Raw genomic sequence first — 26,337 nt, 5'->3', positions numbered from 1 at the left:
ATGCTTCGGGCCGCTACCATGGGGCTGCCGCCTGCCTCGCCGCTGGCCCTGCCTCATGCTACGATGCGTGCCGACCGCTCATGCCATGTCGGCCGCTCCGCGCCGGCATGGCGGCCACGACCCGGGAATGGAATTGACGACCGCTACAGCCAAACCGCGTCCCAGGACGCGCCCCAAAGCGCCGGAACCCCGGCAGTTACTCAACGCCGCCTGCCGCATCGTCGCCGATGGAGGCTGGGCCGCGCTGACCTTGCGGCCGCTGGCGGAAAGCCTCGAGGTCTCGGTCACGGTCCTGAGCAACCATTACGGCACGCGAGCGGACGTGGTGGCCGCCATCTGCGCCGCGGCCCTGGCCGCTGAAGAACACCTGTTCGGCGGCTGGCACGCCATGCTCGCCAGGCTGGGGCCGCTCGATGCGGCGACCGCCGCCGACCTGGGCGACACGATCCTCGAACAGCTGGCCGTGGCCGAGCGTTCGCGCTCGCTGCTGTTCCTCGAAGCGCTGCAGGCGAGCAGCTGGGACGACGAGCTGCGCGCCGTCTTCGCGCCGTGGCGTGACGCGCGCATGGGTTTCTGGGCCGGCCTGGGCCGCCAGGCGAGCATGCTGCCGGAGGTCGCGGACAGCGGCTGGCTGGGCGGCTATTTCATCGACGAGTTGGCCTACAGCATCTGCCTGCATCACCTGCCGTCCTACCGCATGCTGCGGCGCCTGTGCCTGCGGCGCCTGTTTGGCGCCGCACGGACGGGATCGGGCGAGGCCTCCCTGTTCGCCGCGCTGTTCGAGGGGCTCGACTACCAGGACGGCGAGATCGCCGTCAGCCACGGCGCGCAGATCGCCGCCGACTGGCCAGGCCGGGCGGCGCAGGCCAGCGCCCTGGCGCTGGTCGAGCGTGGCGTCAGCGCCTTGACCCACCGCGCGATCGCGGCCGCGGCCGGCGTGCCGCATACCACGCTGAGCTACCGCTTTCCGACCCAGCACGACCTGGTGGTGGCGGGCCTCGAATACATCATCTCCAATGTCATGCAAGCGGTCGGCGGCGGCGAAGATGCTGCGGAGCCGCCTCGGACCCTGGCGCGGCTGCGCACCGGTGAGGGCGGCCTGGACGTGGGCCGCGCCACCTTCGCGCTGGCGCTCGCTGCCGCCCGCATGCCCCGGCTGGTGCCGGGCGCTGCCGATATGCGCCGTTGCCGCGGCATCAACCTGCTCAAGCTCCTGCAGCGCGAGACGCCGCCGTTGCCCGGGCTGGACCTGCTGGCGGCCCAGGTCGCGTCGATCGGGCTGATCGGCTTCACGCATACGCTGCCGAACGGCGCCAGGGGCGATTACGCACGTGCCCATGGCGCGATGCTGGCTTATCTGCGCACCGGATCGTCGTTCGACCAAGCGTCTCCGGGGCGCCATCCTGCGACATAGATTGTTCGTACATCTGTAATTTTAACGTCATACAGGGCTGCTACAGTCACGGCTTTCACACCCTTGGGGAAAAGCATGTGTACTCGTTCCAGCCGCAGCGCGGCCCTCACCCTGGCCGCCTGCGCGGCTGCCTGCAACGCGGCCTGGGCCTTTGCGCCCGACACGCCTGCGGCCAGCCAGCAGGCCGAGCTGCCGGCCGTCATCGTGACCGCGCAGCGGCGCAGCGAAAACCTGCAGGCGGTGCCGATCGCCGTCACCGCGGTCAGCGGCAAGGCGCTCGAAGATGCCGGTTACCAGTCGGTCACCGACCTGCAATACCTGGTGCCGGGCCTGCAATACGATCCGACCCAGGGCGCAGCCTTCCAGATCCGCGGCGTCGGCAGCCAGTCGTTCGACTTCTCGAACGCGAAGTCGGTCAGCGTGGTGGTGGACGACGTGGTGATGGATGCCCAGCGCGCCAACGGCCTGATCGGCCTGGTCGACATCGGGCGGGTCGATGTGCTGATGGGGCCCCAGGGCACGCTGTTCGGCAAGAACGCCACCTCGGGCGTGATGTCGGTGACCACGGCCAGGCCCGAGCTGGGCGTACTCTCGGTGGATGCCGGGGCCAGCTACGGCCAGCGCCGCGACCACCAGTACAGCGCCACCGTGAATGTACCGCTGGGCGCGCGCGGCGCGCTGCGCGTCTCGGCCTTCGACCAGGGCCAGGGCGGCTATGGCACCTACACCACGCTGGGACGCGAGCTGGGCGAGGTCAAGGAGCACGGCTACCGCGCCCGCGCCCTGTTCCAGCCGAGCCGCGAACTGGAGATCATCCTGTCCAATGACTACCAGCGGCATTGGGACAGCAATATTCGTACATCCGTCTCTGGGGCGCCGGACCAGGTGACCGCCGCCCAGCTCGCGGCAGGGGTCGCGCCGGGCCCGCGCAACGCCAATAATGCCGACGCCTCGTTCGGCGAGCTGACCACCGGGGAGTGGGGCACGTCGCTGCGCGTGCGCTACCAGCTGGGCGACGCCAGCCTGATCTCGATCACCGCCTACCGCGGCTCCACCTACGACAACGATACGCCGGCCAACCTGGTCCCGCACCACATCTATGCCTACGTCCCGTACAACAAGGGCCAGCTGGAGACGTCGAAGTACAGCCAGGAGATTCGCCTGGCCTCGGCCCCGGGCGGCTTCGTCGAGTACGTGGCCGGCCTGTTCTATAACAGGCTCGACGCCGAGCAGACCCAGTTGCAGTGGGCCACGCTGGGCGCGCCGCTGCTGTCGCCGGCCGGCGTTCCCCTGACCCAGCTGTACGCGGTCACCGGCGCCATCGGCAGGGAAGGCAATGCCTCGCTGTTCGATGCGCGCAACGAGACCGCCGCTGCCTTCGGCCAGATGAAGTTCAACCTGACGCCGCAGGCCAGCGTGTCGGTCGGCGCGCGCTATACGCGCGACCGCAACAGCCAGTCGCTCGACTACGTCACGATCGCGAGCCGGCCGATCACCGGCGTGGACAATACCTTCGTCGGTACCGCCCCGCCGCCGCTGTACCAGGACGGTACGGTGGAGGGCAACGATTTCTCGTACCGGATCGCGCCGCAGTACCGGCTGTCGAAGGACACGATGCTGTACGCCAGCTACACCACCGGCTACAAGCCAGCCGGTATCGCCTTCGTGGGCAATAAATACAATCCCTACCGCGACGAGACGGTCAAGAGCCTCGAGCTGGGCGTCAAGTCCGAGCTGATGGGGCGCACGCTGCGCCTGAATGCCAATGTGTTCGCGCAAAGATTCACCGATTTCCAGACCACGGTGGTGACCTCGATCCCCGGCAGCCCGACCCTGCAGGCAGTGATCGGCAATGCGGGCGGCTTGCGCAGCACGGGCGCGGAACTGGGCGCCACCTGGCGCGCCATGCCGGCGCTGACGCTGAACGCGGCGCTCAACTACACCAACGGCAAATACACCGACTATGTGTACGACGCCCGGACAGACTACACCGGCAGCCGCCTGACCAATGCGCCGCGCTGGTCCGGCACCTTCGGCGTGGACTACCAGGCCGTGGTGGGCGCGAACACGCAGCTGCGGGCGCACCTGGACATGGCGGTGCGCAGCAAGTTGTGGACCATCGTCGGCCAGCCGGCCTATTCGCGGGTGCCCGGCTATGCGCTGGTCAATGCGCGCGTGACCCTGTCGCCGGGAGAGGGCGCCTTCGAATACGGCCTGTATGCGCGCAATCTGTTCAACCGCTACTTCTCGACCGGCTACCAGCAGTACGGCCCATTGGGCCTGCTGCACTACACGACGCCGAATGCCTACCGCACGCTGGGCGCCTTCGCCAAATACCACTTCTGAGGCCGGGACATGAAACAGATCCTGATACTGGCCGCAGCGCTGGCCTGCACCTGCGCGATGGCCGCCGATGCACCCCATCTGCCGCCCGGCCTGCGCATCAACGAGCTGCAGGTGCTCGGCACCCATAACAGTTATTCGGAAGGGCTCGACCCACGCATGGCGGCGCTGTTCGAGGAGCGGCTAGGCGACTCGCTCGGGAGGCTGGTCGGGCGCATGCCGCCGGCTGCGCGGGCGCTGTTCGAGGAGGAGCATCCGAACGCCATGCGGCCGTCGGAGATGCTGCGCTATGCCTATCCTTCGCTGGCGGCCCAGCTCGACCTGGGCGTGCGCAGCCTCGAGCTGGATGTCAATCCTGATCCCGATGGCGGCAGGTTCCTGGATCCGGCCGGCTACCGGCTGTTGCGCGCCCAGGGCGCCGCCAGCCTGCTGCCGCACGACGTCACCGATATGGACGAGCCGGGCTTCAAGGTGCTGCACATGCCCGACATCGACTTTCGCAGCAGCTGCCCGACCCTACGCCTCTGCCTGGGGCAGGTGCGCGCCTGGTCCGAGGCCCATCCAGGTCATGTGCCCCTGTTCCTGCTGGTCGAGGCCAAGAACCAGCACATGCCGATCCTGCCCGACGCCACGCCGACCGTACCGTTCACGCCGGCGCTGTTCGACGCGCTCGACCGCGAACTGGTGGAGGCGATGGGCCGCGAGCGCATCATCACGCCGGACGACGTGCGTGGCAATCACGCCACGCTGAACGAGGCGGTCCGCGCCGGCAACTGGCCGACCCTGGCAGAGGCGCGCGGCAAGGTGCTGTTCCTGATGATCACGGCCAATGGCCCGGCCGGCTCCGCCGGCTACCTGGAAGGCCATCCTTCGCTGCGCGGCCGCGCGGCCTTCCTGCGCGCCCAGCCCGGCGAGGAGCACGCGGCCTTCCTGATGTTCGATAACGCGCTGGTGCGCGGCGCCGAGATTCGCCGGTATGTGGGCGAAGGTTACCTGGTGCGTACCCGCTCCGACATCGAGACCCACGAGGCCAAGGTGAACAGCCATGAACGCGCGGACGCGGCCTTCGCCAGCGGAGCGCAGATCGTGTCGACCGATTTCGAGATGGAGGGCAATGACTACGGCACCGATTATGTGGTGCGGTTGCCAGGTGGGGGCAGCGCGCGCTGCCGGCCGCACCTGTCCGGGGCCGCCCGTGAGAAAGGCGGGACGGGCGCTCAGCCCACCAGCATCGATAATTCCTGCGCGCTGTGACGCAGCACCGGCAGGAAATCGGCCACCATCCGCTCGGGTGACACCCGCGTCGCCTGGGCGCCGACGTTCAGGGCCGCCACCACGCGGCCCGCTGCGCCGCGCACCGGCACCGCGATCGAGCGCAGGCCGAGTTCCAGTTCCTCGTTATTGATCGCATAGCCCTGCTCGCGTACCTGGGCCAGCACGGCGCGCAGCGCGTTGCGCTCGACGATCGTGTGCTCCGTGCGTGGCGCGAGTTCGGTCCGTCCCAGATAGGCCTCCAGCTCGTCCTGCGGCAGATGCGCCAGCAATACCCTTCCCAAAGACGTGCAATAGGCCGGCAGGCGGCTGCCCGTCCCGAGCGACACCGACATCACTCGCGACGCCGAGGCGCGCGCCACGTACAGCACCTGGTCGTCTTCCAGCACCGCCAGCGAACTCGATTCGCCCAGCTGGCGGCTCAGGCCATCGAGGCAGGGCTGGGCCGACGTCGTCAGCGGCGTCGACGACAGGTAAGCGTAGCCGAGGGCCAGCACCTTGGGCTGCAGGCTGAAGTTGTTCAGTTCCGCATCGACGTAGCCGAGCTGGCGCAAGGTGTGCAGGCAGCGCCGCACCGCCGCGCGCGGGATGCCGGTCCGCTGGCTGAGCTGGGCGATGGTCTGCGGCCCCGGCACATCGGAGAAGGCGCGCAGGACCACCAGCCCGCGCGCCAGCGAGGTCATGAAATCGGGATCGGCGAGGGCGTCGATCTCCTCGGCGGCGCTGGGAACGGAAGAGGTGGCAGGTGTGGACATGGCGGAATTGTAATCGACGCCGCGCTACCCCAAACGAATTTCGGCTTGACCCGGCGCCGATCGCGGGCATACACTGATGTTCGATTAACGAGCATTTGTTCGATAATCGCACAAATTCATCCAAGACGAGACAAGCACATGATCGATAAAACCTGCGACACGCTCGAACGCGCGGTGGCCGACATCCCGGATGGCGCCACCATCATGATCGGCGGCTTTGGCAACGCCGGCATGCCCTCCGCCCTGATCGACGCCCTGCTGGCGCAAGGCGCGCGCGAACTGACCATCGTCAACAACAATGCCGGCAACGGCGAGACCGGCCTGGCCGCGCTGATCAAGGCGAAACGGGTGCGCAAGATCGTCTGCTCGTTCCCGCGCCAGGCCGATTCGCACCATTTCGACGCCCTGTACCGCGCCGGCGGGATCGAGCTGGAACTGACCCCGCAAGGCAACCTGGCCGAGCGCATCCGCGCCGCCGGAGCCGGCATCGGCGGCTTCTTCACCCCGACCGGCTACGGCACCCTGCTGGCCGAGGGCAAGGAGACCCGCATCATCGACGGCCGCGGCTATGTGTTCGAGACGCCGCTCGCGGCCGACTTCGCCCTGGTCAAGGCATTGAAAGGCGACCGCTGGGGCAATCTCGTGTATCGCAAGACGGCGCGCAACTTCGGCCCGATCATGGCGACCGCCGCCAGGGTGGCCATCGCCCAGGTGGCGCAGATCGTGGAACTGGGCGCTCTCGACCCGGAAACCATCGTCACCCCCGGCATCTTCGTCCAACGTGTCGTCAAGGAGGCAGCATGAACCGTTACAGCCGCGAACAGATGGCCGAGCGCGTCGCGCGCGACATCCCCGAAGGCGCCTATGTGAACCTCGGCATCGGCCTGCCGACCAAGGTCGCCAATTACCTGCCGCCCGAGCGCGAGGTCTTCTTGCATAGCGAGAACGGCCTGCTGGGCATGGGCCCGGCCCCGGCGCCGGGAGAAGAAGACGAAGACCTGATCAACGCCGGCAAGCAGCCGGTGACCCTGCTCACCGGCGGGGCCTATTTCCACCATGCCGATTCGTTCGGCATGATGCGCGGCGGGCACCTCGACATCTGCGTGCTGGGCGCCTTCCAGGTGGCCGGCAACGGCGACCTGGCCAACTGGCATACCGGCGCGCCGGACGCCATTCCCGCCGTGGGCGGCGCGATGGACCTGGCGATCGGCGCCAGGCAGGTGTTCGTCATGATGGAGCACCAGACCAAGACGGGCGAAAGCAAGATCGTCGCCGAGTGCAGCTATCCGCTGACCGGCGTGGGCTGCGTCAGCCGCATCTATACTGACCTGGCCGTGATCGACGTCACGCCCGAGGGCCTGCGCGTGCGCGAGATGGCGCCCGGCCTGACCCTGGCCGAGCTGCAGGCCGTCACCGCGGCGCCCTTGCTGCCGCTGTCCCCCGAAGGAGACCAGACATGACCGATGCATTCATCTGCGACGCCATCCGCACCCCGATCGGCCGCTACGGCGGCGCCCTGAAGGACGTGCGCGCCGACGACCTGGGCGCGATCCCGATCCGCGAACTGATGCGCCGCAATCCGAGCGTGGACTGGAGCGCGGTCGACGACGTGATCTACGGCTGCGCCAACCAGGCCGGCGAGGACAACCGCAACGTGGCGCGCATGTCGGCGCTGCTGGCCGGGCTGCCGCAAGAGGTGCCCGGGTCCACCGTCAACCGCCTGTGCGGCTCGGGCCTGGACGCCGTGGGCATCGCGGCGCGCGCCATCCGCAGCGGCGAGGCGCGCCTGATGATCGCCGGCGGCGTCGAATCGATGACGCGCGCGCCCTTCGTGATGGGCAAGGCCGACAGCGCGTTCTCGCGCAACGCCAATATCTATGACACCACCATCGGCTGGCGCTTCCCGAATCCCTTGATGAAAGCGCTGTATGGCACCGATGCGATGCCCGAGACGGCCGAGAACGTCGCCGACGATTACGGCATCAGCCGCGCCGACCAGGACGCCTTCGCCCTGCGCAGCCAGGCCAGCGCCGCGCGCGCCCAGCAGGATGGCACGTTCGAGCGAGAGATCGTGCCGGTCGTGATTCCCCAGAAAAAAGGCGACCCGCTGCAGGTCAGCCGCGACGAGCACCCGCGCGCGACCAGCCTGGAAGCGCTGGCAAAGCTGAAACCCGTGGTGCGCGCCGACGGCACCGTTACTGCCGGCAATGCCTCGGGCGTGAACGACGGCGCCTGCGCGCTGCTGCTGGCCAACGACGAGGCGGTGCGTGCCTACGGCTTGACGCCGCGCGCGCGCATCATCGGCATGGCCACGGCCGGCGTGGCGCCGCGCGTGATGGGGATCGGTCCGGCGCCGGCAGTGCAAAAGCTGCTGCGCCAGCTGGACATGACGCTCGAGCAGTTCGACCTGATCGAGTTGAACGAAGCGTTTGCCTCCCAGGGCCTGGCAGTGCTGCGCCAGCTGGGCCTGGCCGACGACGACCCGCGCGTGAACCCGAACGGAGGCGCGATCGCGCTCGGCCATCCGCTGGGCATGAGCGGGGCGCGGCTGGTGACGACGGCGACCTGGCAACTGCAGCGCACCGGCGGCCGCTACGCGCTGTGCACGATGTGCATCGGCGTGGGGCAGGGGATCGCGCTGGCCATCGAGCGGGTCTGACGCGCCCGACGGTTCACGAGCCCTGCAGGTCGCCCGGCGTCTGCAGGATCTGCGGACCGAAGGCCAGCACCACGTCGCGCACCAGGCTGGCCGAGCTGTCGCAGCCGAGCTTTTCCTTGATGCTGGCGCGATGGACGTCGACGGTGCGCGCGCTGATATTGAGTTCGCGCCCGATCACCTTGCTCACATCGCCACGCAGTACGAGCGCCAGGACGTCGCGCTCGCGCGGGCTGAGCAGTTTCATGCGCTCGCGCAGCAAGATGCGCCTGGCGCGTTCAGGCTGGCGCTCGGCGACCTGCTTCAGGGTCGCCTGGATGCGGTCGAGCATCTGCTGCGAGTTATAGGGCTTCTCGAAGAAGTCGACCGCACCGTTTTGCAGCGCGCGCACCGACATCGGGATGTCGCCGTGGCCCGATACGAAGATCACCGGCAGCTCGCTGGCCAGCGCGTTCAGGCGTTCCTGCAGCTGGAAGCCGCTGATCTCGGGCATGCGCACGTCGAGCACGAGGCAGGCCGGCCGCTGCGGGTCGAAGGCCTTGAGAAAATCGGCCGCGCCGGCGAACGCCTCGGTCTCGATGCCCACCGAATTGAGCAGCCATGCCAGCGAGGCGCGCGCCCCTTCGTCGTCGTCGACGATGTACACCACCGCCTGTTCCTTCTTGTCCATCGCGTGCTCCTCTATACCGTTCCCGTGCTTTTCTTATATGTCCGCGCTGCGTCACTACGTAATTTCCTTAGCCGGGCTGTCGTTCTCTCGAATTGTACGGCAGGAAGGGCTGTCGTATTCTGGTCGTAACCACCATAATCAGCCAGGAGACAAGCATGAACAATGCCACCCCAGCCAAGCCGGCCGACCCCTTGAGCCCACGGCAGCTCGCCTTCCGCAACGCCATGGCCCACCTGCCGGCCGCCGTGTGCATCATCACCACCGACGGCGCCGCCGGCCGCTGCGGGATCACGGCCAGCGCCGTCTGTTCGGTCACCGACAGCCCGCCGACGGTGCTGGTGTGCCTGAACCAGCGCAGCGCCATGCACGACGTGTTTACCCAGAACGGCCACCTGTGCATCAATGTGCTCAGCGGCGAGCACCAGGACCTGGCCATGCATTTCTCGGGCGCGACCAAGCTGCCGATGGAAGAGCGCTTCGGGCTGGACGCCTGGCGCAGCGGCGTGGCCAGCCAGCCGGTGCTGGACGGCGCCCTGGTCAAGCTACAGGGCCGGATCCAGGATGCCAAGGCGGTCGGCTCGCATTCGGTGCTGTTCATCGAACTCGACGAGATCGAAGTGAGCGAGGAGCGCGATAGCCTGATCTACTTCAACCGCCTGTTCCACACCGTGCAGCCGACCCGCGCCGCCTAGTTCTCCTTCCTGCGTGGGCGGCGTACCGCCCACGCATTCCTACAGGTCCAGCACCAGGCGCGACGTGCGCGAACGCGATACGCAGCAGCAGATCTGGTCGTTGGCCGCCTTTTCCTTCTTCGACAGGCAGTGGTCGCGGTGGTCGGGCTCCCCCTCCAGCACCGGCACGATGCAGGTGCCGCAAATCCCTTCGCGGCACGAGGTGTCGATCTGGATCCCGGCCTCGGCCAGCACCGCGACGATGCTGGTCCCGGGCGGCACCGCCAGCAACTGCCCCGAGCTGGCCAGTTCCACCTCGAACGCATGTTCCTCGCCGTTCGGCGCCACCGGATCGGCCTTGAAGTGCTCGAGGTGGATCGCGTCCGCCGGGCGGCCGATGGACGCGCGCGCCACTACCCTGTCCATGAACGGCGCCGGGCCGCAGGTATAGACGTGGGCGGCGTTGCTGCCCTGCGCCAGGCAGTCGTCGAGCAGCGCGTCGAGCCCGTCGCGCGGCACCGCGTAATGAAAGCGCACACGGTCCGCGAACGGCTCGCGCGCCAGCAGCTCGGCGAAGGCGCATTCCTCGGCGCTGCGGGCAAAGTAGTGCAGCGTGTAGCGGGCGCCATCGGCCGCCAGCGCATACGCCATGCTCAGGAGCGGCGTGATGCCGATGCCGGCGCCGAACAGCAGGTGCTCGGGCGCGCTAGGCACCAGCGCGAACAGGTTGCGCGGCGCGCCGACCTCCAGCACGCTGCCGACCGCGACCTCGCCGTGCAGGGCGCGCGAACCGCCGCGCGACTGGGGATCGAGCTTGATGGCGACCAGGTAGGCGCCGCTGTCGGCCGGATCGCCGCACAGCGAATACTGGCGCACGATGCCGCCGGGCGCCGTGATGTCGACGTGGGCGCCCGGGGTGTAGGGCGGCAGCGCGGCGCCATCCGGCGCCACCAGGCGCAAGGCCCGGATGCCCGGCGCTTCCTCGGTGATGTTCTCGACGGTGAGTTTCATGGCCGTCACAGGAGGAAGCCCAGTGCGTTCAACGCATCCTGCGAATTGACCAGGCGCACCACCTTTTGCGCCAGCCGCGGGCCGTCGGCCGTGAAGCGGATGCGGTGAGTCAGGTCGCCGGCGAACAGGGTCGTGGCGCCGCGCTTGTAGGCGGCCAGGATCTGGGCCGAGCGGACCTCGACTTCGTCGCCCTCGGTGCGCACCAGGGTGAAGCGCGACACGGTGCGCACGGTAACGGCGGAGTCGGCGGCCGACATCGAATGGCCCGAGGTCAGGCGCTCGATGCGCAGCTGGCGCATGCGTGCATCGTCGTAGACGTAATTGAGCTGGCTGGCGAAGTCCTCGCTGTCGCGCTCGATCGGCACCACATAGTGGCCGTCGGCGCTCCACAGCGCGCCCCAAGCGGCGTAGTCCTTGCGGTCCAGCAGTTCCGCTTCGTGCCAGGCGAAGGCGATGGCGCGGCCCAGCGGGGTGGCCAGGTCGGCCGGTGGGATACTCAGGTCAGTCATTGCTCATCATCCTTTTCCACATGGCGTACGCTTCGCGCATGCCGGTTTCGTCGGTCGAATGCGACACCTTGTCGCCATTCGTGTCCTGCCATTCGCGGTTCAGGCCGCGGTTGACCAGGATCGGCACGTCGCGTCCCGCGTGCGCGCCGGCTTGCACCCTTTCCCAGGCTTCGGCATCGTCCGGGCTGCCGAAACCGAACGGACCCTGGAAGTGTTCGTGGATGCGCAAGCGCTCGCGGTTGGCGATCTCCGGCCCGCCATCCATCCCCAGGGCGATGTGGCGGATCTCGGTCTCGTCCACCGACACCGGGCGCAGCACGCGGAAGAACGACATCGACATCGCGACATTGGGGAACAGGTTCAGGTTGAAGCCGGCGCCGTGCAGCGAGCGCACGATGCGGCGCACCTGTTCCGGCGGATAGTCCTTCGACAGCGCCTCGATCACGTGGGCGAAGCGTTCCTGCAGCTGTTCGCTGCCGTCGTCGACGTCGAGGTCGACGTGTTCCGGCACCATCACCATCACGCTGTGGCCGTTGCCCAGCGAGCGGGTGATCGATTCCTCGTCGGTCATGAAGGACAGCATCTCCGAGGTCTCGGCGTCGACCGATTGCAGGAAGGTCTTGTGCACGACCGGGAAGTGGTAGCCGTCGGTGGTGTTCTCGAGCTGGATCTTCCAGTTGCCCTTGAAGCTGAACTTGTGTTCGCCCTGGGTCTTGACCGGGAAGCCCGCGCCCTGTTTCATGAACAGGTCGATCCAGTGGCGCGCATTGCCCAGGAAGTCTTCGAGCGGTTCGATGTCCTGGTTGTAGCTGGCGAAGATCATGCCGGCGTAGACGCCGACCTTCAGGCTCTTGAGCGGCAGGTCGCCTTTTTCGATGACGTCTTCGTAGCCATCCGAATACGGCAGGCCGCGCAGCTTGCCGTCCAGGCCATACGACCAGCTGTGGTAGGGGCAGGTAAAGCCGGTGGCATTGCCCTTGCTCTTTTCGCAGACCGTGGCGCCGCGGTGGCGGCAGCGGTTTTCCAGCACGTGGATCTCGTCCTTGCGGTCGCGCACCACGATCACCGGGTTGCGGCCGACGAAGGTCGAGCGGAAGTCGCCCGGCTTGGGCAGCTCGCTCACGTGGGCGACCCAGACCCAGGTACGGGCGAAGATGCGGTCCATTTCGAGGTCGAAGATCTGCGGATCCGTGTACAGCGCCGGATCGACGACGCTGTCCTGCACCAGGTCGGCGCAAGAGGAATCCGGCTTGCGCGGATGGAAACGTAAAGGGGCGTTCATGGATGCTCCAGTGTGGGAATGGTTATCGTGTGTTCAGGCTGCGTTCGAGGTGCAGGGCCAGCGCGCACAGGCGCTCGTCCTCGCCCTTGCGGCCGACCAGTTGCAGGCCGGTCGTGAGGGCGCCGCCCGCGAGCGGCACCGGAAAGCTCAGCGCCGGATGGCCAGAGAGATTGAAGGGCCGCACCAGTGCGCTCAGGGTGACGATCGACAGCCCGCCCTCGATGTCGGCCAAGGATGGCGGCAAGCGGGGCAAGGTTGGCAGCACCAGCGCGTCGACGTCCAGCAGGGCGCGCTCGACCTCGAGGCTGAACTGTTCTCGTACCCGCTCGGCGGCTTGCAGGTCGGCCGCGGTCGTGGCGCTGGCCGCCTGCAGGCGCTGGGCGACATCCGCGCCGACCCTGCCGCTCGCGACGAGGTGGCCGAAGGCGGCCCAGGTTTCATGGTTGATGACGGTGAGGCCAGCTTCGAAGGCGGCCCCCAGGCCGGGCAAGGCGCGTGGCGTGCATTGCCAGCCGCTGGCCTGCAGCGCGGCGGCGATGGTCGCGTCGATTGCGGGATCGGCGTCGGTTGCGACGACGCCGATGCGCGCTGCGGCCAACGGCGTGCCGGCGGCGGCGCCGTCGAAGCCCGGCGCCAGCGCCGCCATCACCAGATTCATCACATTCATCTCGCGGGCGAAGGGACCGATGCAATCGAGGCTGCTGGTGGGCGGCTGGGCGCCGCGGCGGTCGACCCGGCCAAAGCTTGGCTTCAGGCCGATCACGCCGCAGCAGGCGGCCGGCAGGCGGATCGAGCCGCCGGTATCGCTGCCGAGGGCCGCATCGACTTCGCCGGCGCCCACCGCGGCGGCCGAGCCGCTCGAGGAGCCGCCGGTGATCAGGGATGGATCTTGTGGATTGAGAGGCGTGCCGGCCCAGTGGTTGATGCCGCTCATGCCGTAGGCCAGTTCATGCATGGTGGTCTTGCCGACGATATGCCATCCCGCCTCCAGCAGCGCGCGCACGGCGGCGGCGTCGCCGCGCGCCGGCGGCGCGTCGGCCAGCGCGGCGCTGCCGGCACGGGTCGGCCAGCCGGCGATGTCGATGCAATCCTTGATGGCGATGGTCGGGCCGTTGGCGTCACCCACCGACAGGCGTTGGACAAATGCGCTCATGGGGCCACCTCGCGCGCGGCGCCGTGGTTCCACGGCACGCATTCGAGCCGTTCGGTACGGAAGTGGGCGATCAGCCAGCAGCCATCCGGCCCCGGGACGAAGTCGATCGCCAGGCGCGCCGTGATCGCTTCGGCGCCGCCGGCGCCATAGGTGGACAGCTGGAGCATCAGCCATCGCCCGTGCGCGCGCCGACAGTCGGCGTCGACTTCCAGCTGTTCGGACGTCAAAAAATGCAGGTTGCGCGTGAAGTGCGGGGAGGGCGCCAGGTAGCTGCCGACGAAGGCGGCGATGGCGGCCGGGCCCTGGTGGCGTCCGAACTTGCCGGCGTACAGCGGGCCGACGCCTTCCCAGACGGCGTCCGCGCTGAACAGGTCGGCCAGTCCGAGGGCGCCGCAGTCGCCGCAAGGCACGTCGCACAACTGCATGTAGCGGCCCAGCGTGTTGCGCGCCGCCTGCGCCGCGTCCAGGCGCTCCAGGCGCCGGGCCAGCTCCTGCAGGCGGTCGGTATCGGTTGAATTCATGTGTCTCGCTCCATGCTTTTATTGGCATCTGCCTGGCACCGATACTACGAACTGCAGTTGCATTAATCAAATGCATGTGACATATTTGGATCATGAATCAAGCGAATGATGGTGACTGATGCCGACCTTTCACAATATGGACCTGAACCTGCTGCGGGTATTCCAGGCGGTGCTCGACGAGCGCAGCCTGACCCTGGCGGGCAACCGGCTGCACCTGTCGCAGCCGGCCGTCAGCCATGCGCTGAACCGCCTGCGCGAGCTGTTCGAGGATCCGCTGTTCGTGCGCACGCGCGACGGCATGCAGCCGACGCCGACCGCGCTCGAACTGGCCAATCCGATCGCGCGCGCGCTGCAGGCGGTGCAAGAGGCGCTGCGCCTGGCCGGCGGCTTCGATCCGGCCGTGAGCGAGCGGGTGTTCAGGGTGTCGATGACCGACGTGGCCGAGATGGTGTTCCTGCCGCCGATCTGCGAGCACCTGCGGCTGCAGGCGCCGAACGTGCAATTGAAGGTGGTGCAGGTGCCGCAAGACCAGATCGTGGAGTCGCTGCGCACCGGGCGGCTCGACCTCGCGATCGGCAACCTGCCGGCGCTCAAGGACGCAACGCGCCACGCCCTGCTGTTCAACGACGCCTACTGCTGCCTGACGCGCAAGGCCCCGGGCCAGCCGCGCCACAAGACCTTGTCGGTAGAGGAGTACCAGGCCCTGTCGCATGTGCAGGTGCGCTCGGCCGAGAGCAGCCACAGCCAGCTGGCCCAGGTTCTGCAGGAGCGCGGCATCGTGCGCCGGATCGCGCTCGAGATCCCGCATTTCTCGGTGCTGCCGCTGATCCTGCTGCAGTCCGACCTGGCCGCGACCTTGCCGCTGCGGATCTCGAAGCTGTTCAACGCCGGCGGCCAGTTCCGCATCTACGGCCTGCCGGTCGACCTGCCCGCGGTGGACGTGACCCTGCACTGGCACGAGGAATTCGAGAACGATGGCGGCAACCGCTGGCTGCGCCAGCTGGTGCTCGACCTGTTGCAGCGCTACGGGCGCGGCGCCTGATCAGTCATCCTGCAGCAGCGGCAGCGAGAAGCGGAACAGGGCGCCGCCGTCGCTGCCGGCTTCGGCCCAGATGTCGCCGTGGTGGCGGCCGACGATGTTCTTGCACAGCGCCAGCCCGATGCCGTTGCCGCTGACCTTGGAGGTAAAGAAGCCGTCGAACAGGCGCTCGTGCAGCGAGGCGTCGATGCCGTTGCCCTGGTCCTGCACCGACAGCAGGGCGCGGCCGCCCTGCCGTTCGCACCAGATGCGCACCAGGCGCCGTTCGGCCGGGAAGCGCTGCATCTCTTCGATCGCATTGAAGGCCAGGTTCAGGATCACCTGGCCCAGCAGCACCTTCTCGCAGCGCAGCGGCAAGGCATCGACCGAGAACGCGAACTCGAGCCGCACGCCGGCCTCGGCCGCCTTGAGGCCGATGAAATAGCGGGCGTCGAGCAGGATCGCGTTCAGGTCGGCCGGCGCCTCGCTATGCTCGAGCCTGACCACGTAGTCGCGCACGCTCTTGATGATGGCGCTGGCATGGTCGGCCTGGCGCGTGGCGGCGTCCAGGCCGAACACGATGCCGGCGCGGTCGGCGTCCGGCGTGCGCAGGCGCAGGCTGGCGCCTTCCAGGTAGTTGCGGATCGCCGCCAGCGGCTGGCTCAGTTCATGCGCGATGGCGGCCGCCATTTCGCCCATCGCATTGTGGCGCGCCAGGTATTCGAGGGCGGCCTGCTGGTCGCGCCGCAGCTGCTCGGCCTCGACTTGTTCGGTGACGTCGCGAAAGTGCAGCAGATGGCCCTTCAGGTCGTCCTCGATGTCGATGTGGCGGCAACTGGCCTGGAACCAGCGCCGCACGCCGCGCGCCAGTACGGCTTCGAATACGAAGGACAGCGGCGGCAATTCGGGCCGGGCCAGCGCCTGCGCGGCCTCGACTTCGCGCGCCGTCTCCGGCGTGCACAGCGCCGGCAGGGCAGGCAGCTCATGGGCGGGCTCGCCTTCCAGCGTCAGGAGCTTGCGGCCGGTGGCGCTCAGGTGCTCGAAGCGCCCGCCCGGCCCCAGCACCGCCACGCCTTCGACCGAATCCTGCATGAATTCCTTGAGCCGGCTTTCCAGGCGCCGCATGTCGCGCCGCGCCTGTTCCTCGCGCGCGATGTCGCGGAACTGTACCAGGATGATGTCGCCGCGGGCCAGGCGCACCAGGGTGGCGGTGGCCTCGGACAGGATCTCTTCGCCGTTCTTGGCGCGGTAGCACCATTCGATGACGTTCAGGCCGCGCTCGACGGCGCCCTGCAGCCAGCGCAGGCCGATCTCGCGCCGGTACTGGTCGGCGCGCCCGCTCATGTCGGGAGCCTTCAGCGGCAGCAATTCGTCGAGCGTGAAGCCGAGCGCCGCGCAGGCGGCCGGATTGGCCCACAGGATGGACTTGCTGTGGGCGTCGTGCACGATGACGCAGGACGACATGGCCTCCATCATCGACTTGAAATCCGCCGCTTCGAAACGTTCCATGATCGTCCTCGTCCTTGCCGCCAGGTGTAGAGCGCCGATTATACGGAGCATCGCGCGGGCCGCGGCTACGTAGTTTCTTTATGCGCCGCCGTGCTTCTACCTAGCGCGCAGCCGCATCCTCCGAATTGAAGCGCACTGCCGGGCTGCCTACACTGGTTCCCAACCCGTCCGGCACACGTTCCGGCACTACCCAACAATGGAGACGACCATGCTCGATTTGCAGGCCCCGACCGAGGCCGATACCCTGGATGCGCTGCTGGCCGACATCCGCGCCCGCCGCGCCGAGTTCACCCAGCTGCGCCACGTGCCGCGCGACGTCATCGAGCGCCTCAAGCGCCACGGCGTGTACCGCGCGGCGACCCCGCTGTGCTTCGGCGGCAGCGGCATCGGCCCGGTGGCGTTCCTCGAGCTGGTCGAGCGCATTTCGCAAGCCGACGGCTCGGTCGGCTGGGTGGCCAGCTTCGGCTCGGCCTCGGTGTACCTGGCGGCGCTGCCGAAAGCGACCCAGGCGAAGATGTATGCGGCCAGTCCCGACCTGGTGTTCGCCGGCGGCCTGTTCCCGATCCAGCCTGCGACCCAGGTCGAGGGCGGCTGGATGGTGAACGGCACCTGGAAGTTCGCCAGCGGCTGCAAGGGCGCCGACCTGCTGGGCGTGGGCATCGGTACCGGCGCACCTGGCCAGCCCGGCGGCAAGCCGCGCACCGCGGTGCTCGACCCGGGCAAGGTCGAGATCGTCGACAACTGGGACGTGATGGGCCTGTGCGGCACCGGCAGCCATGACTTGAAAGTCACGTCGCAATTCGTCGACGACGACTGGACCTTCATCCGCGGCGGCGAGCCGACCATCGACGAGCCGCTGTACCGCTATCCGAGCATCGCCTACGCTGCCCAGGTGCTGGCCGTGGTCAACCTCGGCATCGCGCGCGCCGCGATCGACGAGATCGGCCAGATGGCGGGCGGGCGGGTCGCGATCACCGGCGCGCCCAAGCTGGCCGACCGTTCGTATGTACGGATCGAAGTGGCCAAGAGCGAGGCCCGCCTGCGCGCCGCTCGCGGCTTCTTCTACGACATCACGGGCGAGGTCTGGGAATCGATCCTGGCCGGTAACCCCGTCACGCCCGAACAGGTGGCGCTGCTGCGCCTGGCCGCGGTCGACGCCGCGCGCGCCGGCGACTGGGTGGTGCAGCAGATGTACGGCCTGGCCGGCACCACCGCCATCTATAACAGCCACCCGCTGCAGCGCTACCTGCGCGACGCCGCCGTGGTGCGCCAGCACGCCTTCCTCGGCGAAGGCATCTATGACGGCGCCGGCGCCGTCGCCCTGGGCGTTGCGCCGATGCCCGGCTTCCTGTAATCCACCAACACCCATACTGGAGACTTCATGTCCGACACCCAAAAAGAACCCTTGCGCGTACTGTTCTGCATTGGCGTTACCCAGAACTTCTTCGAACTGCCCGAGGCCGAGATCGGCGCCGTCTGGAAAGGCTATGGCGAGATGATGAGCGCCATGAACGAGATGCCCGGCGTGACCATCCTGGGCACCATGGACGACGACCGCACCATGGTCGGCGCCTCGGCCAGCGCGCCCTGGACCGTGTACATCATGGCCGACGTGGTGGACCTGGATACCGTGGTTGCCGCCTGCAACCTGTTCCGCACCGTGAAGATCGGCGACTACCGCCTCTGGAAGTACGGCAAGATCGAGGCCCGCGTGGGCCGCGCCCTGATCATCCAGGGAGGTTGAGCGATGGCGGGCGATAACACCGGCAAGGTCGCGCTGGTCACCGGCGCCGCCCGCGGCCTGGGCGAACTGGTGGCGCGTCGCCTGCATGCGGCGGGCTTCCGGGTGGCGCTGGCCGACCTCGACCTCGAGGCCGCGACCGCCGTCGCCTACAGCCTGGGCGAGGGCGCGCTGGCGCTGCGCCTGGACGTGCGCGAGAAGGCCGGCTTCGAGGCCGCGGCAGCGCTGCTGCAAGAGCGCTGGGGTGGCGCCGACGTGCTGGTCAACAATGCCGGCCAGTCGAAGGTGGCGGCGCTGATGGACATCAGCCCGGAAGAATTCGACGCCGTGGTCGCGGTCAACCTGCGCAGCGTGTTCCTGGCCTGCCAGGTGTTCGGCCAGGCCTTCGCCGCGCGCGGCCACGGGCGCATCGTCAATATCGCCTCGCTCGCCGGCCAGACCGGCGGCACCGCCACCGGCGCCCATTACGCGGCGGCCAAGGGCGGGGTGCTGACCCTGACCAAGGTGTTCGCGCGCGAATTGGCGGCGCAGGGCGTGACCGTCAACGCGATCTCGCCCGGCCCGCTCGACCTGCCGATCGTGCACGAGAGCGTCCCGGCCGACAAGCTGGCCGCCATCACGCAGACCATTCCCGTGCGGACCCTGGGCGACGCCGGCTTCATCGCCGACGCCGTGGTGCTGCTGGCCGGCAGCGGAGCGGGTTCGGCCACCGGGGCCTGCTGGGACATCAACGGCGGCCTGTTCATGCGCTAAAACGGGGAGAGCTCGATGCCAACCATCCAGGCATTCATCATGGAAGGCCACGATGCCGAAGCGAAGGCCAGGCTGATCGCGGGCCTGACCCAGGCCGTGGTCGAGACGGTGGACGCGCCGCCCGAGTCGGTGTGCGTGCTCATCGACGAGGTCGCGCGCGCCAACTTCGGCGTCGCCGGCAAGCCGGCCGATGCGGATACGCCAGGACGCGCGGTGCTGCAGGCCTTCCTGATCGCGGGCCGCAGCGACGCCCAGAAGGAAAGGCTGATCGCGCGGCTGAGCGCGGCGGTGGCCGCGATCGGCGTCGACCCGGCGGTGGTGCGGGTCTTCATCCAGGACCTGCCCAACACCGACTTCGGGCTGGGCGGGCGCACCGCGCTGGCGCTGGGGCGGGGCATAGGGCGCGCAGCCCTGGTCCACCACGGCTGACAGGAGCGCCGCCGTGGAACTACGCCATGTGAAGTACTTCCACGCGGTGGCGGAAACGCTCAGCTTCAGCCGCGCCGCCGAGCGCCTGCACATCGCCCAGCCGCCGCTGAGCCGCCAGATCCGCCAGCTCGAAGAGATGCTCGGCGTGGAGCTGATCGACCGCGAATCGCGGCCGATCGCCCTGACCGTGGCCGGCAAGTTCTTCTACGAGCAGACCTTGCAGGTGATGTCGCGCCTGCGCGAGATCGAGGATGGCACGCGCAAGCGGGCGCGCGACCAGCGCATCTGGTTCGGCATCGGCTTCGTGCCCTCGGTGATGTGCGGCCTGCTGCCGGAGCTGATCCGCCAGTTCCGGCTGGCCGAGCCGCAGGTCGAGACGGGTTTTACCGAACTCGTAACGATGGAGCAGGCGGCGGCCCTCAAGCTGGGCCGGATCGATGTCGGCTTCGGCCGGCTGCCGATCGACGACCCCGACATCGCCTGCGTCACCCTGCTGCGCGAGCCGCTGCTGGCGGCGCTGCCGGCCGGCCACCGCCTGGCCGGGCGCGAGGTGGTCGACCTGCACGAGCTGGCGCCGGCCGGCCTGGTGGTGTATCCGGCGCGTCCGCGCCCGGGCTATGCCGACCAGGTGCTCGACCTGTTCGCGCGCCGCGGCTTGCGGCCTGCCTCGGTCCACGAAGCCAACGAGATGCAGACCGCGCTGGGCCTGGTCGCCGCCGGCATCGGCTGCGCACTGGTGCCGGCCTCGGCCAGCCAGGGCAGCCGAGCCGGCATTGCCTTTCGCCGCCTGGCACAGGACGAGGCGACGTCGCCGGTGATCATGAATTTCCGGCGCGGCGATGCGGCGCCGGTGCTGGCGCGCTTTCGCGCCATGGCGGCCGAGCTGCTGCCGCGCGTCCTGGACACGCTGCATACCTTGCAGGTATGCGACTTGCCCCCATCGGTCTTGGACGCGCAACCGGACAGTTCCTATGATGAGCCGATCGACACGAGGAGCCCATGAGCCAAGCAACCATCCTGATCGAGAGCGTCGACGTGCTGCTGCTCGATCTCCCCACCATCCGCCCGCACCAGCTGTCGGTGGCCACCATGCGCCGCCAGAAGCTGGTGCTGGTCAAGGTCCGCGCCAGCGACGGCGTCACCGGCTGGGGCGAAGCCACCACCATCGGCGGCCTGGCCTACGGCGAGGAGAGCCCGGAAAGCATCCGCACCAATATCACCACCTATATCGCGCCGCTGCTGGCCGGCCTGGACGCGACCAGCCCGAACGGCTGCATGCGCGTGTTGAGGGATAGCCTGCAGGGCAACCGCTTCGCCCTTTGCGCGATCGAGACCGCGCTGTTCGACGCCCACGCGCGCCGGCTGGGCGTGCCGCTGTCCGATCTGTTCGGCGGCCGCGTGCGCGACAGCCTGCCGGTGGCCTGGACCCTGGCCAGCGGCGACACCGCGCGCGACATCGCCGAGGCCGAAGAGATGCTGGACCGCCGCCGCCACCGCGTGTTCAAGCTCAAGATCGGCGCGCGCGAGGTGCGCGCCGATGTCGCCCACGTGGCGGCGATCAAGCGCGCGCTGGGCGACCGTGCCAGCGTGCGGGTCGACGTCAACCAGGCCTGGAGCCAGGCCGACGCCATGCTCGGCATGGGCATGCTCGAGCATGCGGGGGTGGAACTGGTCGAGCAGCCGATCGCAGCCCACGACATCGACGGCATGAAACGCCTGCGCGACATGAACCGTATCCCGCTCATGGCCGACGAAGCCCTGCATGGCCCGCTCGACGCCTTCCGCATCGCCGGCGCGCGCGCGGCCGACGTGTTCGCCATCAAGATCACCCAGTCGGGCGGCCTGTGCGGCGCCCGGCAGGTAGCGGCGATCGGCGCCGCCGCGAACATTGGCCTGTACGGCGGCACGATGCTGGAAGGGGCGATCGGAACCGTCGCATCGAGCCAGCTGTTCGCCACCTTGCCCGAGCTGGCCTGGGGCACCGAATTGTTCGGCCCCTTGCTGCTGACCGAGGAGATCCTCGCCACCCCGCTCGAGTACCGCGACTTCGCCCTGCAGCTGCCGGCGGGGCCGGGCCTGGGCATCGAACTCGACGAAGAACGCCTGGCCTGGCTGGCGCGCCAGTACGCCAACTAACACCGAAGGAAGCACCATGTTATTCAAAGTCAGCATGACCGTGCGCCTGCCGCACACGATGCCAGCGGCCGAAGCCGAGCGCCTGAAGACCACCGAGCGCGAACTGGCCCAGCAACTGCAGCGCAGCGGCAAATGGCGCCACCTGTGGCGCGTGGCCGGGCACTACGCCAATGTCAGCATCTTCGACGTGGCCGACAACGCCGAGCTGCACGAGCTGCTGCTGTCGCTGCCGCTGTTCCCGTACATGGAGATCGAGGTCGAGGCCCTGTGCCGCCACCCGTCCTCGATCCGCGACGACGACCGCTGATTACCGCCGATACCATACCCACCAGAGGAGACAAGCATGGACAAGAACGCCATCGACGCGCTGCTGCGCAAGATCGAAAGCACCGAAACCGACAGCGGCAACCCGCGCGCCCAGGCCATCGTCAACCGCATCGTGCGCGACCTGTTCGTCACGATCGAGGATTTCGACATCCAGCCGGATGAATTCTGGAGCGCGATGAGCTACCTGACCGAAGCCGGCCGCTCCGGTGAATACGGCCTGATCGCGGCCGGCCTGGGCTTCGAGCACTTCCTCGACCTGCGCACCGACGAACAGGAAGCGCGCCAGGGCCTGGCCGGCGGCACCCCGCGCACCATCGAGGGCCCGCTGTACGTGGCCGGCGCCCCCGAGTCGCTCGGTTCGGCGCGCCTGGACCAGGACGAGCAGCCGGGCGAGGTGCTGTTCATGAGCGGCCAGGTGCGCGGCGCCGACGGCAAGCCGCTGCCGGGCGCGCTGGTCGAGGTCTGGCACGCCAACCACCTGGGCGGCTATTCCTTCTTCGACCCGGGCCAGAGCCTCTACAACCTGCGCCGCACCATCCGCGCCGATGCCGAAGGCCGCTATCGCTTCCGCAGCAAGGTCCCGGTCGGCTACAGCGTGCCGCCGGGCGGCGCCACCGACAAGCTGCTCAAGCTGGTCGGACGCCATGGCACCCGTCCGGCGCACATCCACTTCTTCGTGACGGCGCCTGGCCACCGCAAGCTGACCACCCAGATCAATATCGAGGGCGATCCCTTCCTGTGGGACGACTTTGCCTTCGCCACCCGCGACGGCCTGGTGCCGCCGATGACGAAGGTTAACGATCCGGCCCAACTGCGCGCGCACGAGGTCGACGCCCCGTTCTACACGATCGAGTTCGACTTCGACCTGCATGCGCGCCAGGACGGCCTGCCGCCGGACCACGTCGCACGCGCCCATTTCAGCGCCTGAGGCGAGCTGCCATGCCGATCCTGGAGCACGGGCAGGCGCCCATCGCCTACACGCTGGAGGGGCCGCCGGATGCGCCGGTGGTGGTGCTGTCCAATTCGCTGGGCACGACGCTGTCGATGTGGGACGCCCAGGCTGCGGCGCTGGCGCGTGATTATCGCGTCTTGCGCTACGATACCCGCGGCCATGGCGCGTCCCGCTTGTGCGCCGACACTTGCGCCGACACTTGCGCCGACGCCTGCACGCTCGACGCGCTGGGCGGCGACGTGCTGCGCCTGCTCGACGCGCTGGAGATCGAACGCGCCCATTTCTGCGGCATCTCGATGGGCGGCCTGACCGGCCTGTGGCTGGGCGTACACGCGGGACAGCGCCTCCGTAGCCTGGTCGTGGCCAATAGTGCGGCCTGTATCGGCAGCAGCGCGGCGTGGAACGAGCGCGCGGCCCAGGTCGAGGCGAACGGCATGGATGCGGTGGCGAACGGCGCCGCCGGCCGCTGGTTCACCCCGGCCTTCAGCGGGCGCGCGCCTGCGGTGGTGCAGGCGCTGGTCGAGGATTTGCGCCACTGTCCGCCGGCCGGCTACGCGGCCTGCTGCCGGGCGCTGGCCGGGGCCGACCTGCGCGGGTCGATCGGCGCGATCGCGGCGCCGACGCTGCTGATCGGCGGCCGCCACGATCCGGTGACCACCGTGGCCGACCTGGAATTCATGCGCGCACGGATACCCGGCGCGCGTGCCGCCGTGCTGGAAGCATCGCACCTGTCGAATATCGAGGCGCAGGACGCCTTCACCGGCGAGCTGCGCGCCTTCTTGCGCTAGCTGCCCCCCGGACACCACACTATAAATAAGACGGAGACAAGCATGTACAACACCACCGATGCAAGCGCACTGCGGGCGGCGTCCGACCGCGATGCCGACGACGCGCTGTACCGCAAGGTATCGCTGCGCATCATTCCCTTCCTGTTCGTGGCCTATGTGGTCGCCTTCCTCGACCGCATCAATGTCGGCTTCGCCCAGCTCCAGCTCAAGCAGGACCTGGGCTTCACCGATGCGATGTACGGCCTGGGCGCGGCCGTGTTCTATATCGGCTACGTGCTGTTCGAAACGCCGAGCAACCTGCTGCTGGCGAAATACGGCGCGCGCAAGACCTTCGTGCGGATCATGATCCTGTGGGGCCTGGCCTCGGTCGGGATGATGTTCATCCAGACGCCGACCCACTTCTACATCCTGCGCTTCCTGCTCGGCGTGTTCGAGGCCGGCTTCTTCCCCGGCATCGTGCTGTACCTGACCTACTGGTATCCGCCGCTGCGCCGCGCCTCGGTGCTGGCCTATTTCTTCGCCGGGGTGGCCGTGGCCGGCATCCTGGGCGGCCTGGTGTCGGGCTGGATCATGCGCGACATGGCCGGCGTCTGGGGCCTGGCGGGCTGGCAGTGGATGTTCGCGATCGAAGGGTCGCCCGCGCTGCTGCTGGCGGTGATCGCCTATTTCTACCTGAAGGACAGCCCGGCCCAGGCCCACTGGCTGAGCGCCACCGAGAAGGCGCGCCTGGCGGCCAACCTGGAAACCGGCGGCGGCCAGGTGCACGGCAGCGCCGGCAAGTCGCTGGCCGCGACCCTGCGCGATCCGCGCATCTACCTGTATTCGATCCCGTATTTCGCGGTGACCGGCGCGGCGCTGACCCTGAGCTTCTGGATGCCCCTGATCATCCGCGACTTCGGTGTCAGCGACGTGTTGATGGTAAGCCTGTACTCGGTCATTCCCTACACCGTCGGCGCCATCGGCGTGATCGTGGTGGCGCGCGCCGCCGACCGCTCCGGGCGCCACGCCCGCTACTTCGCGGCCTGCGTGATCAGCGCCGCCGCCGCCCTGGCCGTAATGACGACCCATCCATCGAGCCTGCCGGTGTCGCTGGCGCTGCTGTCGGTGGCGGCCGTCGGCTTGTATTCGGGCCTGCCGATCTTCTGGGCGATCCCGACCGCCAACCTGCCGCAGGAATCGCGCGCCGCCGGCATCGGCGTGATCAGCAGCCTGGGCACCAGCGCCGGCATCGTGGCGCCGTGGGTGATCGGCCAGGTGCGCACCGCGACCGGCAGCATGGACGCGGCGCTGCTGGGCATCGGCGTGATCCTGGTGGCCAGTAGCGCGGTCCTGTTCATGGTCAAGGGCGGCGCCGGAAAGGGCAAGGCATGAGCAAGCATCTGTTGATCGCGGCCGCGGTCCTGGCCCTGGTCCAGGCCGCCGAGGCCCGGGCGCAAGGCGGCGTGCAGGTGTTCGGCATCATCGACACCTATCTCGACGTCAGTCGCGGCGGCGAGGCGAAGGCCGAGCGTGTGCAGAGCGGCGGCATTTCGGGCTCGCGCCTGGGCTTTCGCGCCAGCGAAGACCTGGGTTCCGGCATGAAGGCGGTGTTCCTGATCGAATCGGGCATCAATGTCGACGACGGCAGCCTGGGGCAGGGCGGGCTGACGTTCGGGCGCCAGGCCTGGGCCGGCTTGTCGACCCGCGCCGGCGACCTGACCTTCGGCCGCCAGTATTCGCCCAACTTCTTCACGATCGTGACCTATGGCCTGGGCGGCGGCCTGGCCTGGGGCAATGCGTCGAATTACTTCACCGACGTGTCGCCGCTGCGGGTCAACAACTCGGTCAGCTATACCTCGCCGACGGTCAAGGGCTTCAAGGCGCGCCTGCTGTATGGCGCGGGCGAGAACACGACCCAGCCCGGCGGCCACCACATCGGCGACAGCAGCAGCGGCTCGCTCCAGTACGACAACGGGCGCTTCTCGGCCGGCTTCGCGGTCCAGACCCGCAAGACGACGACGTCGAACACCGAGCGCTTCTTTGCCGGCGGCGCCAGCTACCAGTTCGACGTCGCCAAGGTGGCGCTGCTGGCCCAGGGCCGGCGCGACGACGTGAACCTGACGGAAAACGACGCGCTCGAGATCGGCGTACAGATTCCGGTCGGGCCGGGTTTCCTGCTGCTCGACGTGGGCCACACCCGGCACCGCAACCTGCAACAGGCCGATGCCACGGCCTTGAGCGTGCGCTACGACTACAACCTCTCGAAGCGCACCATGCTGTATGCCGGCGCGGCGCACATCCGCAACCAGGGGCAGGCGCGCTTCGGCATCAACGGCAATACCGGGCAGGCGCTGGCGATGTCGCCCGGCGCCGATCCGCGCTCGGTGGTGGCGGGCATGCGGCATTCGTTCTGAAGCCCGGGCGGCGAACGCGCCGCCCGGCCCCGCC

At 68.6% G+C, this 26,337-nt stretch carries 27 protein-coding genes; 19 read left to right on the top strand and 8 right to left on the bottom strand.

Going from position 1 to position 26,337, the window contains the following annotated elements:
• Positions 1-127: 127 nt before the first annotated feature.
• From E8M83_RS02605 to E8M83_RS02595, 3 genes are all read left to right on the top strand, one after another.
• Positions 128-1,414 carry a TetR family transcriptional regulator gene (locus E8M83_RS02605; protein ID WP_170976664.1) on the top strand — a complete coding sequence of 429 codons (1,287 nt, stop codon included), beginning with the start codon at positions 128-130 and terminating at the stop codon, positions 1,412-1,414.
• A 75-nt stretch (positions 1,415-1,489) separates the two neighbouring features.
• Positions 1,490-3,760: a TonB-dependent receptor gene (locus E8M83_RS02600; RefSeq protein ID WP_137171836.1), complete on the top strand. Its 2,271-nt coding sequence runs from the start codon at positions 1,490-1,492 to the stop codon at positions 3,758-3,760.
• 9 nt (positions 3,761-3,769) lie between these two features.
• Positions 3,770-5,011: a Ca2+-dependent phosphoinositide-specific phospholipase C gene (locus E8M83_RS02595; RefSeq protein WP_137171835.1), complete on the top strand. Its 1,242-nt coding sequence runs from the start codon at positions 3,770-3,772 to the stop codon at positions 5,009-5,011.
• On the opposite strand, the gene E8M83_RS02590 is transcribed toward E8M83_RS02595, so the two are convergent.
• Positions 4,975-5,784, bottom strand: coding sequence for an IclR family transcriptional regulator C-terminal domain-containing protein (locus E8M83_RS02590; protein WP_137171834.1), 810 nt, complete (start codon positions 5,782-5,784; stop codon positions 4,975-4,977). The two genes, E8M83_RS02595 and E8M83_RS02590, sit on opposite strands and share 37 nt — an antisense overlap.
• Positions 5,785-5,922: 138 nt before the next feature.
• Here E8M83_RS02590 and E8M83_RS02585 point away from each other — a divergent pair, with 138 nt between their 5' ends.
• Genes E8M83_RS02585 through pcaF form a run of 3 tightly spaced genes read left to right on the top strand, consistent with a single transcriptional unit; the run spans position 5,923 to position 8,443 of the window.
• Positions 5,923-6,588 (top strand): 3-oxoacid CoA-transferase subunit A, encoded by a 666-nt coding sequence (locus E8M83_RS02585; RefSeq protein WP_137171833.1) that lies wholly within the window; start codon positions 5,923-5,925, stop codon positions 6,586-6,588.
• The gene (locus E8M83_RS02580) at positions 6,585-7,244 is read left to right on the top strand and encodes a CoA transferase subunit B (RefSeq protein ID WP_137171832.1); all 660 of its coding nucleotides are present in this window, start codon (positions 6,585-6,587) and stop codon (positions 7,242-7,244) included. Before E8M83_RS02585 ends, E8M83_RS02580 begins: the two co-directional genes overlap by 4 nt.
• The gene (pcaF, locus tag E8M83_RS02575) at positions 7,241-8,443 is read left to right on the top strand and encodes a 3-oxoadipyl-CoA thiolase (RefSeq protein ID WP_137171831.1); all 1,203 of its coding nucleotides are present in this window, start codon (positions 7,241-7,243) and stop codon (positions 8,441-8,443) included. The genes E8M83_RS02580 and pcaF overlap by 4 nt, the downstream gene beginning before the upstream one ends.
• Positions 8,444-8,456: 13 nt before the next feature.
• On the opposite strand, the gene E8M83_RS02570 is transcribed toward pcaF, so the two are convergent.
• On the bottom strand, positions 8,457-9,110 hold the full coding sequence (locus tag E8M83_RS02570; protein WP_137171830.1) for a response regulator transcription factor: 654 nt from the start codon (positions 9,108-9,110) through the stop codon (positions 8,457-8,459).
• A 155-nt stretch (positions 9,111-9,265) separates the two neighbouring features.
• On the opposite strand from E8M83_RS02570, the gene hpaC reads away from it, so the two are divergent.
• Complete coding sequence (gene hpaC / locus E8M83_RS02565; protein ID WP_137171829.1) at positions 9,266-9,802, top strand: 4-hydroxyphenylacetate 3-monooxygenase, reductase component; 537 nt, start codon at positions 9,266-9,268, stop codon at positions 9,800-9,802.
• A 39-nt stretch (positions 9,803-9,841) separates the two neighbouring features.
• On the opposite strand, the gene E8M83_RS02560 is transcribed toward hpaC, so the two are convergent.
• The 5 genes from E8M83_RS02560 to E8M83_RS02540 are packed head-to-tail and all read right to left on the bottom strand — an operon-like array spanning position 9,842 to position 14,257.
• The gene (locus tag E8M83_RS02560) at positions 9,842-10,792 is read right to left on the bottom strand and encodes a PDR/VanB family oxidoreductase (RefSeq protein WP_137171828.1); all 951 of its coding nucleotides are present in this window, start codon (positions 10,790-10,792) and stop codon (positions 9,842-9,844) included.
• A gap of 5 nt (positions 10,793-10,797) precedes the next feature.
• Complete coding sequence (locus E8M83_RS02555) at positions 10,798-11,301, bottom strand: aromatic-ring-hydroxylating dioxygenase subunit beta (protein WP_137171827.1); 504 nt, start codon at positions 11,299-11,301, stop codon at positions 10,798-10,800.
• Positions 11,294-12,583: a Rieske 2Fe-2S domain-containing protein gene (locus tag E8M83_RS02550; RefSeq protein WP_137171826.1), complete on the bottom strand. Its 1,290-nt coding sequence runs from the start codon at positions 12,581-12,583 to the stop codon at positions 11,294-11,296. Before E8M83_RS02550 ends, E8M83_RS02555 begins: the two co-directional genes overlap by 8 nt.
• A 22-nt stretch (positions 12,584-12,605) precedes the next feature.
• On the bottom strand, positions 12,606-13,736 hold the full coding sequence (locus tag E8M83_RS02545) for an amidase (RefSeq protein ID WP_137171825.1): 1,131 nt from the start codon (positions 13,734-13,736) through the stop codon (positions 12,606-12,608).
• The gene (locus E8M83_RS02540; protein ID WP_137171824.1) at positions 13,733-14,257 is read right to left on the bottom strand and encodes a nuclear transport factor 2 family protein; all 525 of its coding nucleotides are present in this window, start codon (positions 14,255-14,257) and stop codon (positions 13,733-13,735) included. Before E8M83_RS02540 ends, E8M83_RS02545 begins: the two co-directional genes overlap by 4 nt.
• Positions 14,258-14,375: 118 nt before the next feature.
• On the opposite strand from E8M83_RS02540, the gene E8M83_RS02535 reads away from it, so the two are divergent.
• Positions 14,376-15,299, top strand: a complete 924-nt coding sequence (locus E8M83_RS02535) for a LysR family transcriptional regulator (RefSeq protein WP_137171823.1) — start codon at positions 14,376-14,378, stop codon at positions 15,297-15,299.
• Here E8M83_RS02535 and E8M83_RS02530 read toward each other — a convergent pair whose 3' ends face one another.
• Positions 15,300-16,784, bottom strand: coding sequence for a PAS domain-containing sensor histidine kinase (locus tag E8M83_RS02530; protein ID WP_137171822.1), 1,485 nt, complete (start codon positions 16,782-16,784; stop codon positions 15,300-15,302).
• 208 nt (positions 16,785-16,992) lie between these two features.
• Between E8M83_RS02530 and E8M83_RS02525 the strand changes: the two genes are divergently transcribed.
• From E8M83_RS02525 to E8M83_RS02475, 11 genes are read left to right on the top strand one after another with little or no spacing between them, the layout of a single operon-like run.
• On the top strand, positions 16,993-18,138 hold the full coding sequence (locus E8M83_RS02525; RefSeq protein ID WP_170976663.1) for an acyl-CoA dehydrogenase family protein: 1,146 nt from the start codon (positions 16,993-16,995) through the stop codon (positions 18,136-18,138).
• A gap of 27 nt (positions 18,139-18,165) precedes the next feature.
• A complete protein-coding gene (locus E8M83_RS02520) occupies positions 18,166-18,528 on the top strand; it encodes a hypothetical protein (protein WP_137171820.1) in 363 nt (120 codons plus the stop codon).
• 3 nt (positions 18,529-18,531) lie between these two features.
• On the top strand, positions 18,532-19,278 hold the full coding sequence (locus E8M83_RS02515) for an SDR family NAD(P)-dependent oxidoreductase (protein WP_137171819.1): 747 nt from the start codon (positions 18,532-18,534) through the stop codon (positions 19,276-19,278).
• Between the two features lie 15 nt (positions 19,279-19,293).
• Positions 19,294-19,707: a 2-hydroxymuconate tautomerase family protein gene (locus E8M83_RS02510; RefSeq protein ID WP_137171818.1), complete on the top strand. Its 414-nt coding sequence runs from the start codon at positions 19,294-19,296 to the stop codon at positions 19,705-19,707.
• 13 nt (positions 19,708-19,720) lie between these two features.
• Positions 19,721-20,710 (top strand): LysR family transcriptional regulator, encoded by a 990-nt coding sequence (locus tag E8M83_RS02505; protein WP_137171817.1) that lies wholly within the window; start codon positions 19,721-19,723, stop codon positions 20,708-20,710.
• Positions 20,707-21,843 (top strand): muconate/chloromuconate family cycloisomerase, encoded by a 1,137-nt coding sequence (locus E8M83_RS02500; protein ID WP_137171816.1) that lies wholly within the window; start codon positions 20,707-20,709, stop codon positions 21,841-21,843. Before E8M83_RS02505 ends, E8M83_RS02500 begins: the two co-directional genes overlap by 4 nt.
• Before the next feature lie 16 nt (positions 21,844-21,859).
• Entirely contained in the window at positions 21,860-22,150 is a 291-nt protein-coding gene (gene catC, locus E8M83_RS02495; protein ID WP_137171815.1) for a muconolactone Delta-isomerase, read from the top strand.
• Positions 22,151-22,186: 36 nt separating this feature from the next.
• Positions 22,187-23,098 carry a catechol 1,2-dioxygenase gene (gene catA, locus E8M83_RS02490; RefSeq protein WP_137171814.1) on the top strand — a complete coding sequence of 304 codons (912 nt, stop codon included), beginning with the start codon at positions 22,187-22,189 and terminating at the stop codon, positions 23,096-23,098.
• 11 nt (positions 23,099-23,109) lie between these two features.
• A complete protein-coding gene (gene pcaD, locus E8M83_RS02485) occupies positions 23,110-23,910 on the top strand; it encodes a 3-oxoadipate enol-lactonase (RefSeq protein ID WP_137171813.1) in 801 nt (266 codons plus the stop codon).
• Positions 23,911-23,952: 42 nt separating this feature from the next.
• Complete coding sequence (locus E8M83_RS02480) at positions 23,953-25,281, top strand: MFS transporter (RefSeq protein WP_137171812.1); 1,329 nt, start codon at positions 23,953-23,955, stop codon at positions 25,279-25,281.
• Positions 25,278-26,303, top strand: a complete 1,026-nt coding sequence (locus E8M83_RS02475) for a porin (protein ID WP_137171811.1) — start codon at positions 25,278-25,280, stop codon at positions 26,301-26,303. The genes E8M83_RS02480 and E8M83_RS02475 overlap by 4 nt, the downstream gene beginning before the upstream one ends.
• Positions 26,304-26,337: the final 34 nt, after the last annotated feature.

This window comes from Massilia sp. HP4 (assembly GCF_005222695.1).
GTDB lineage: Bacteria > Pseudomonadota > Gammaproteobacteria > Burkholderiales > Burkholderiaceae_D > Telluria.
Note: the sequence above shows the minus strand (reverse complement) of the source record. Positions and strands in the feature narration are given on the sequence as shown.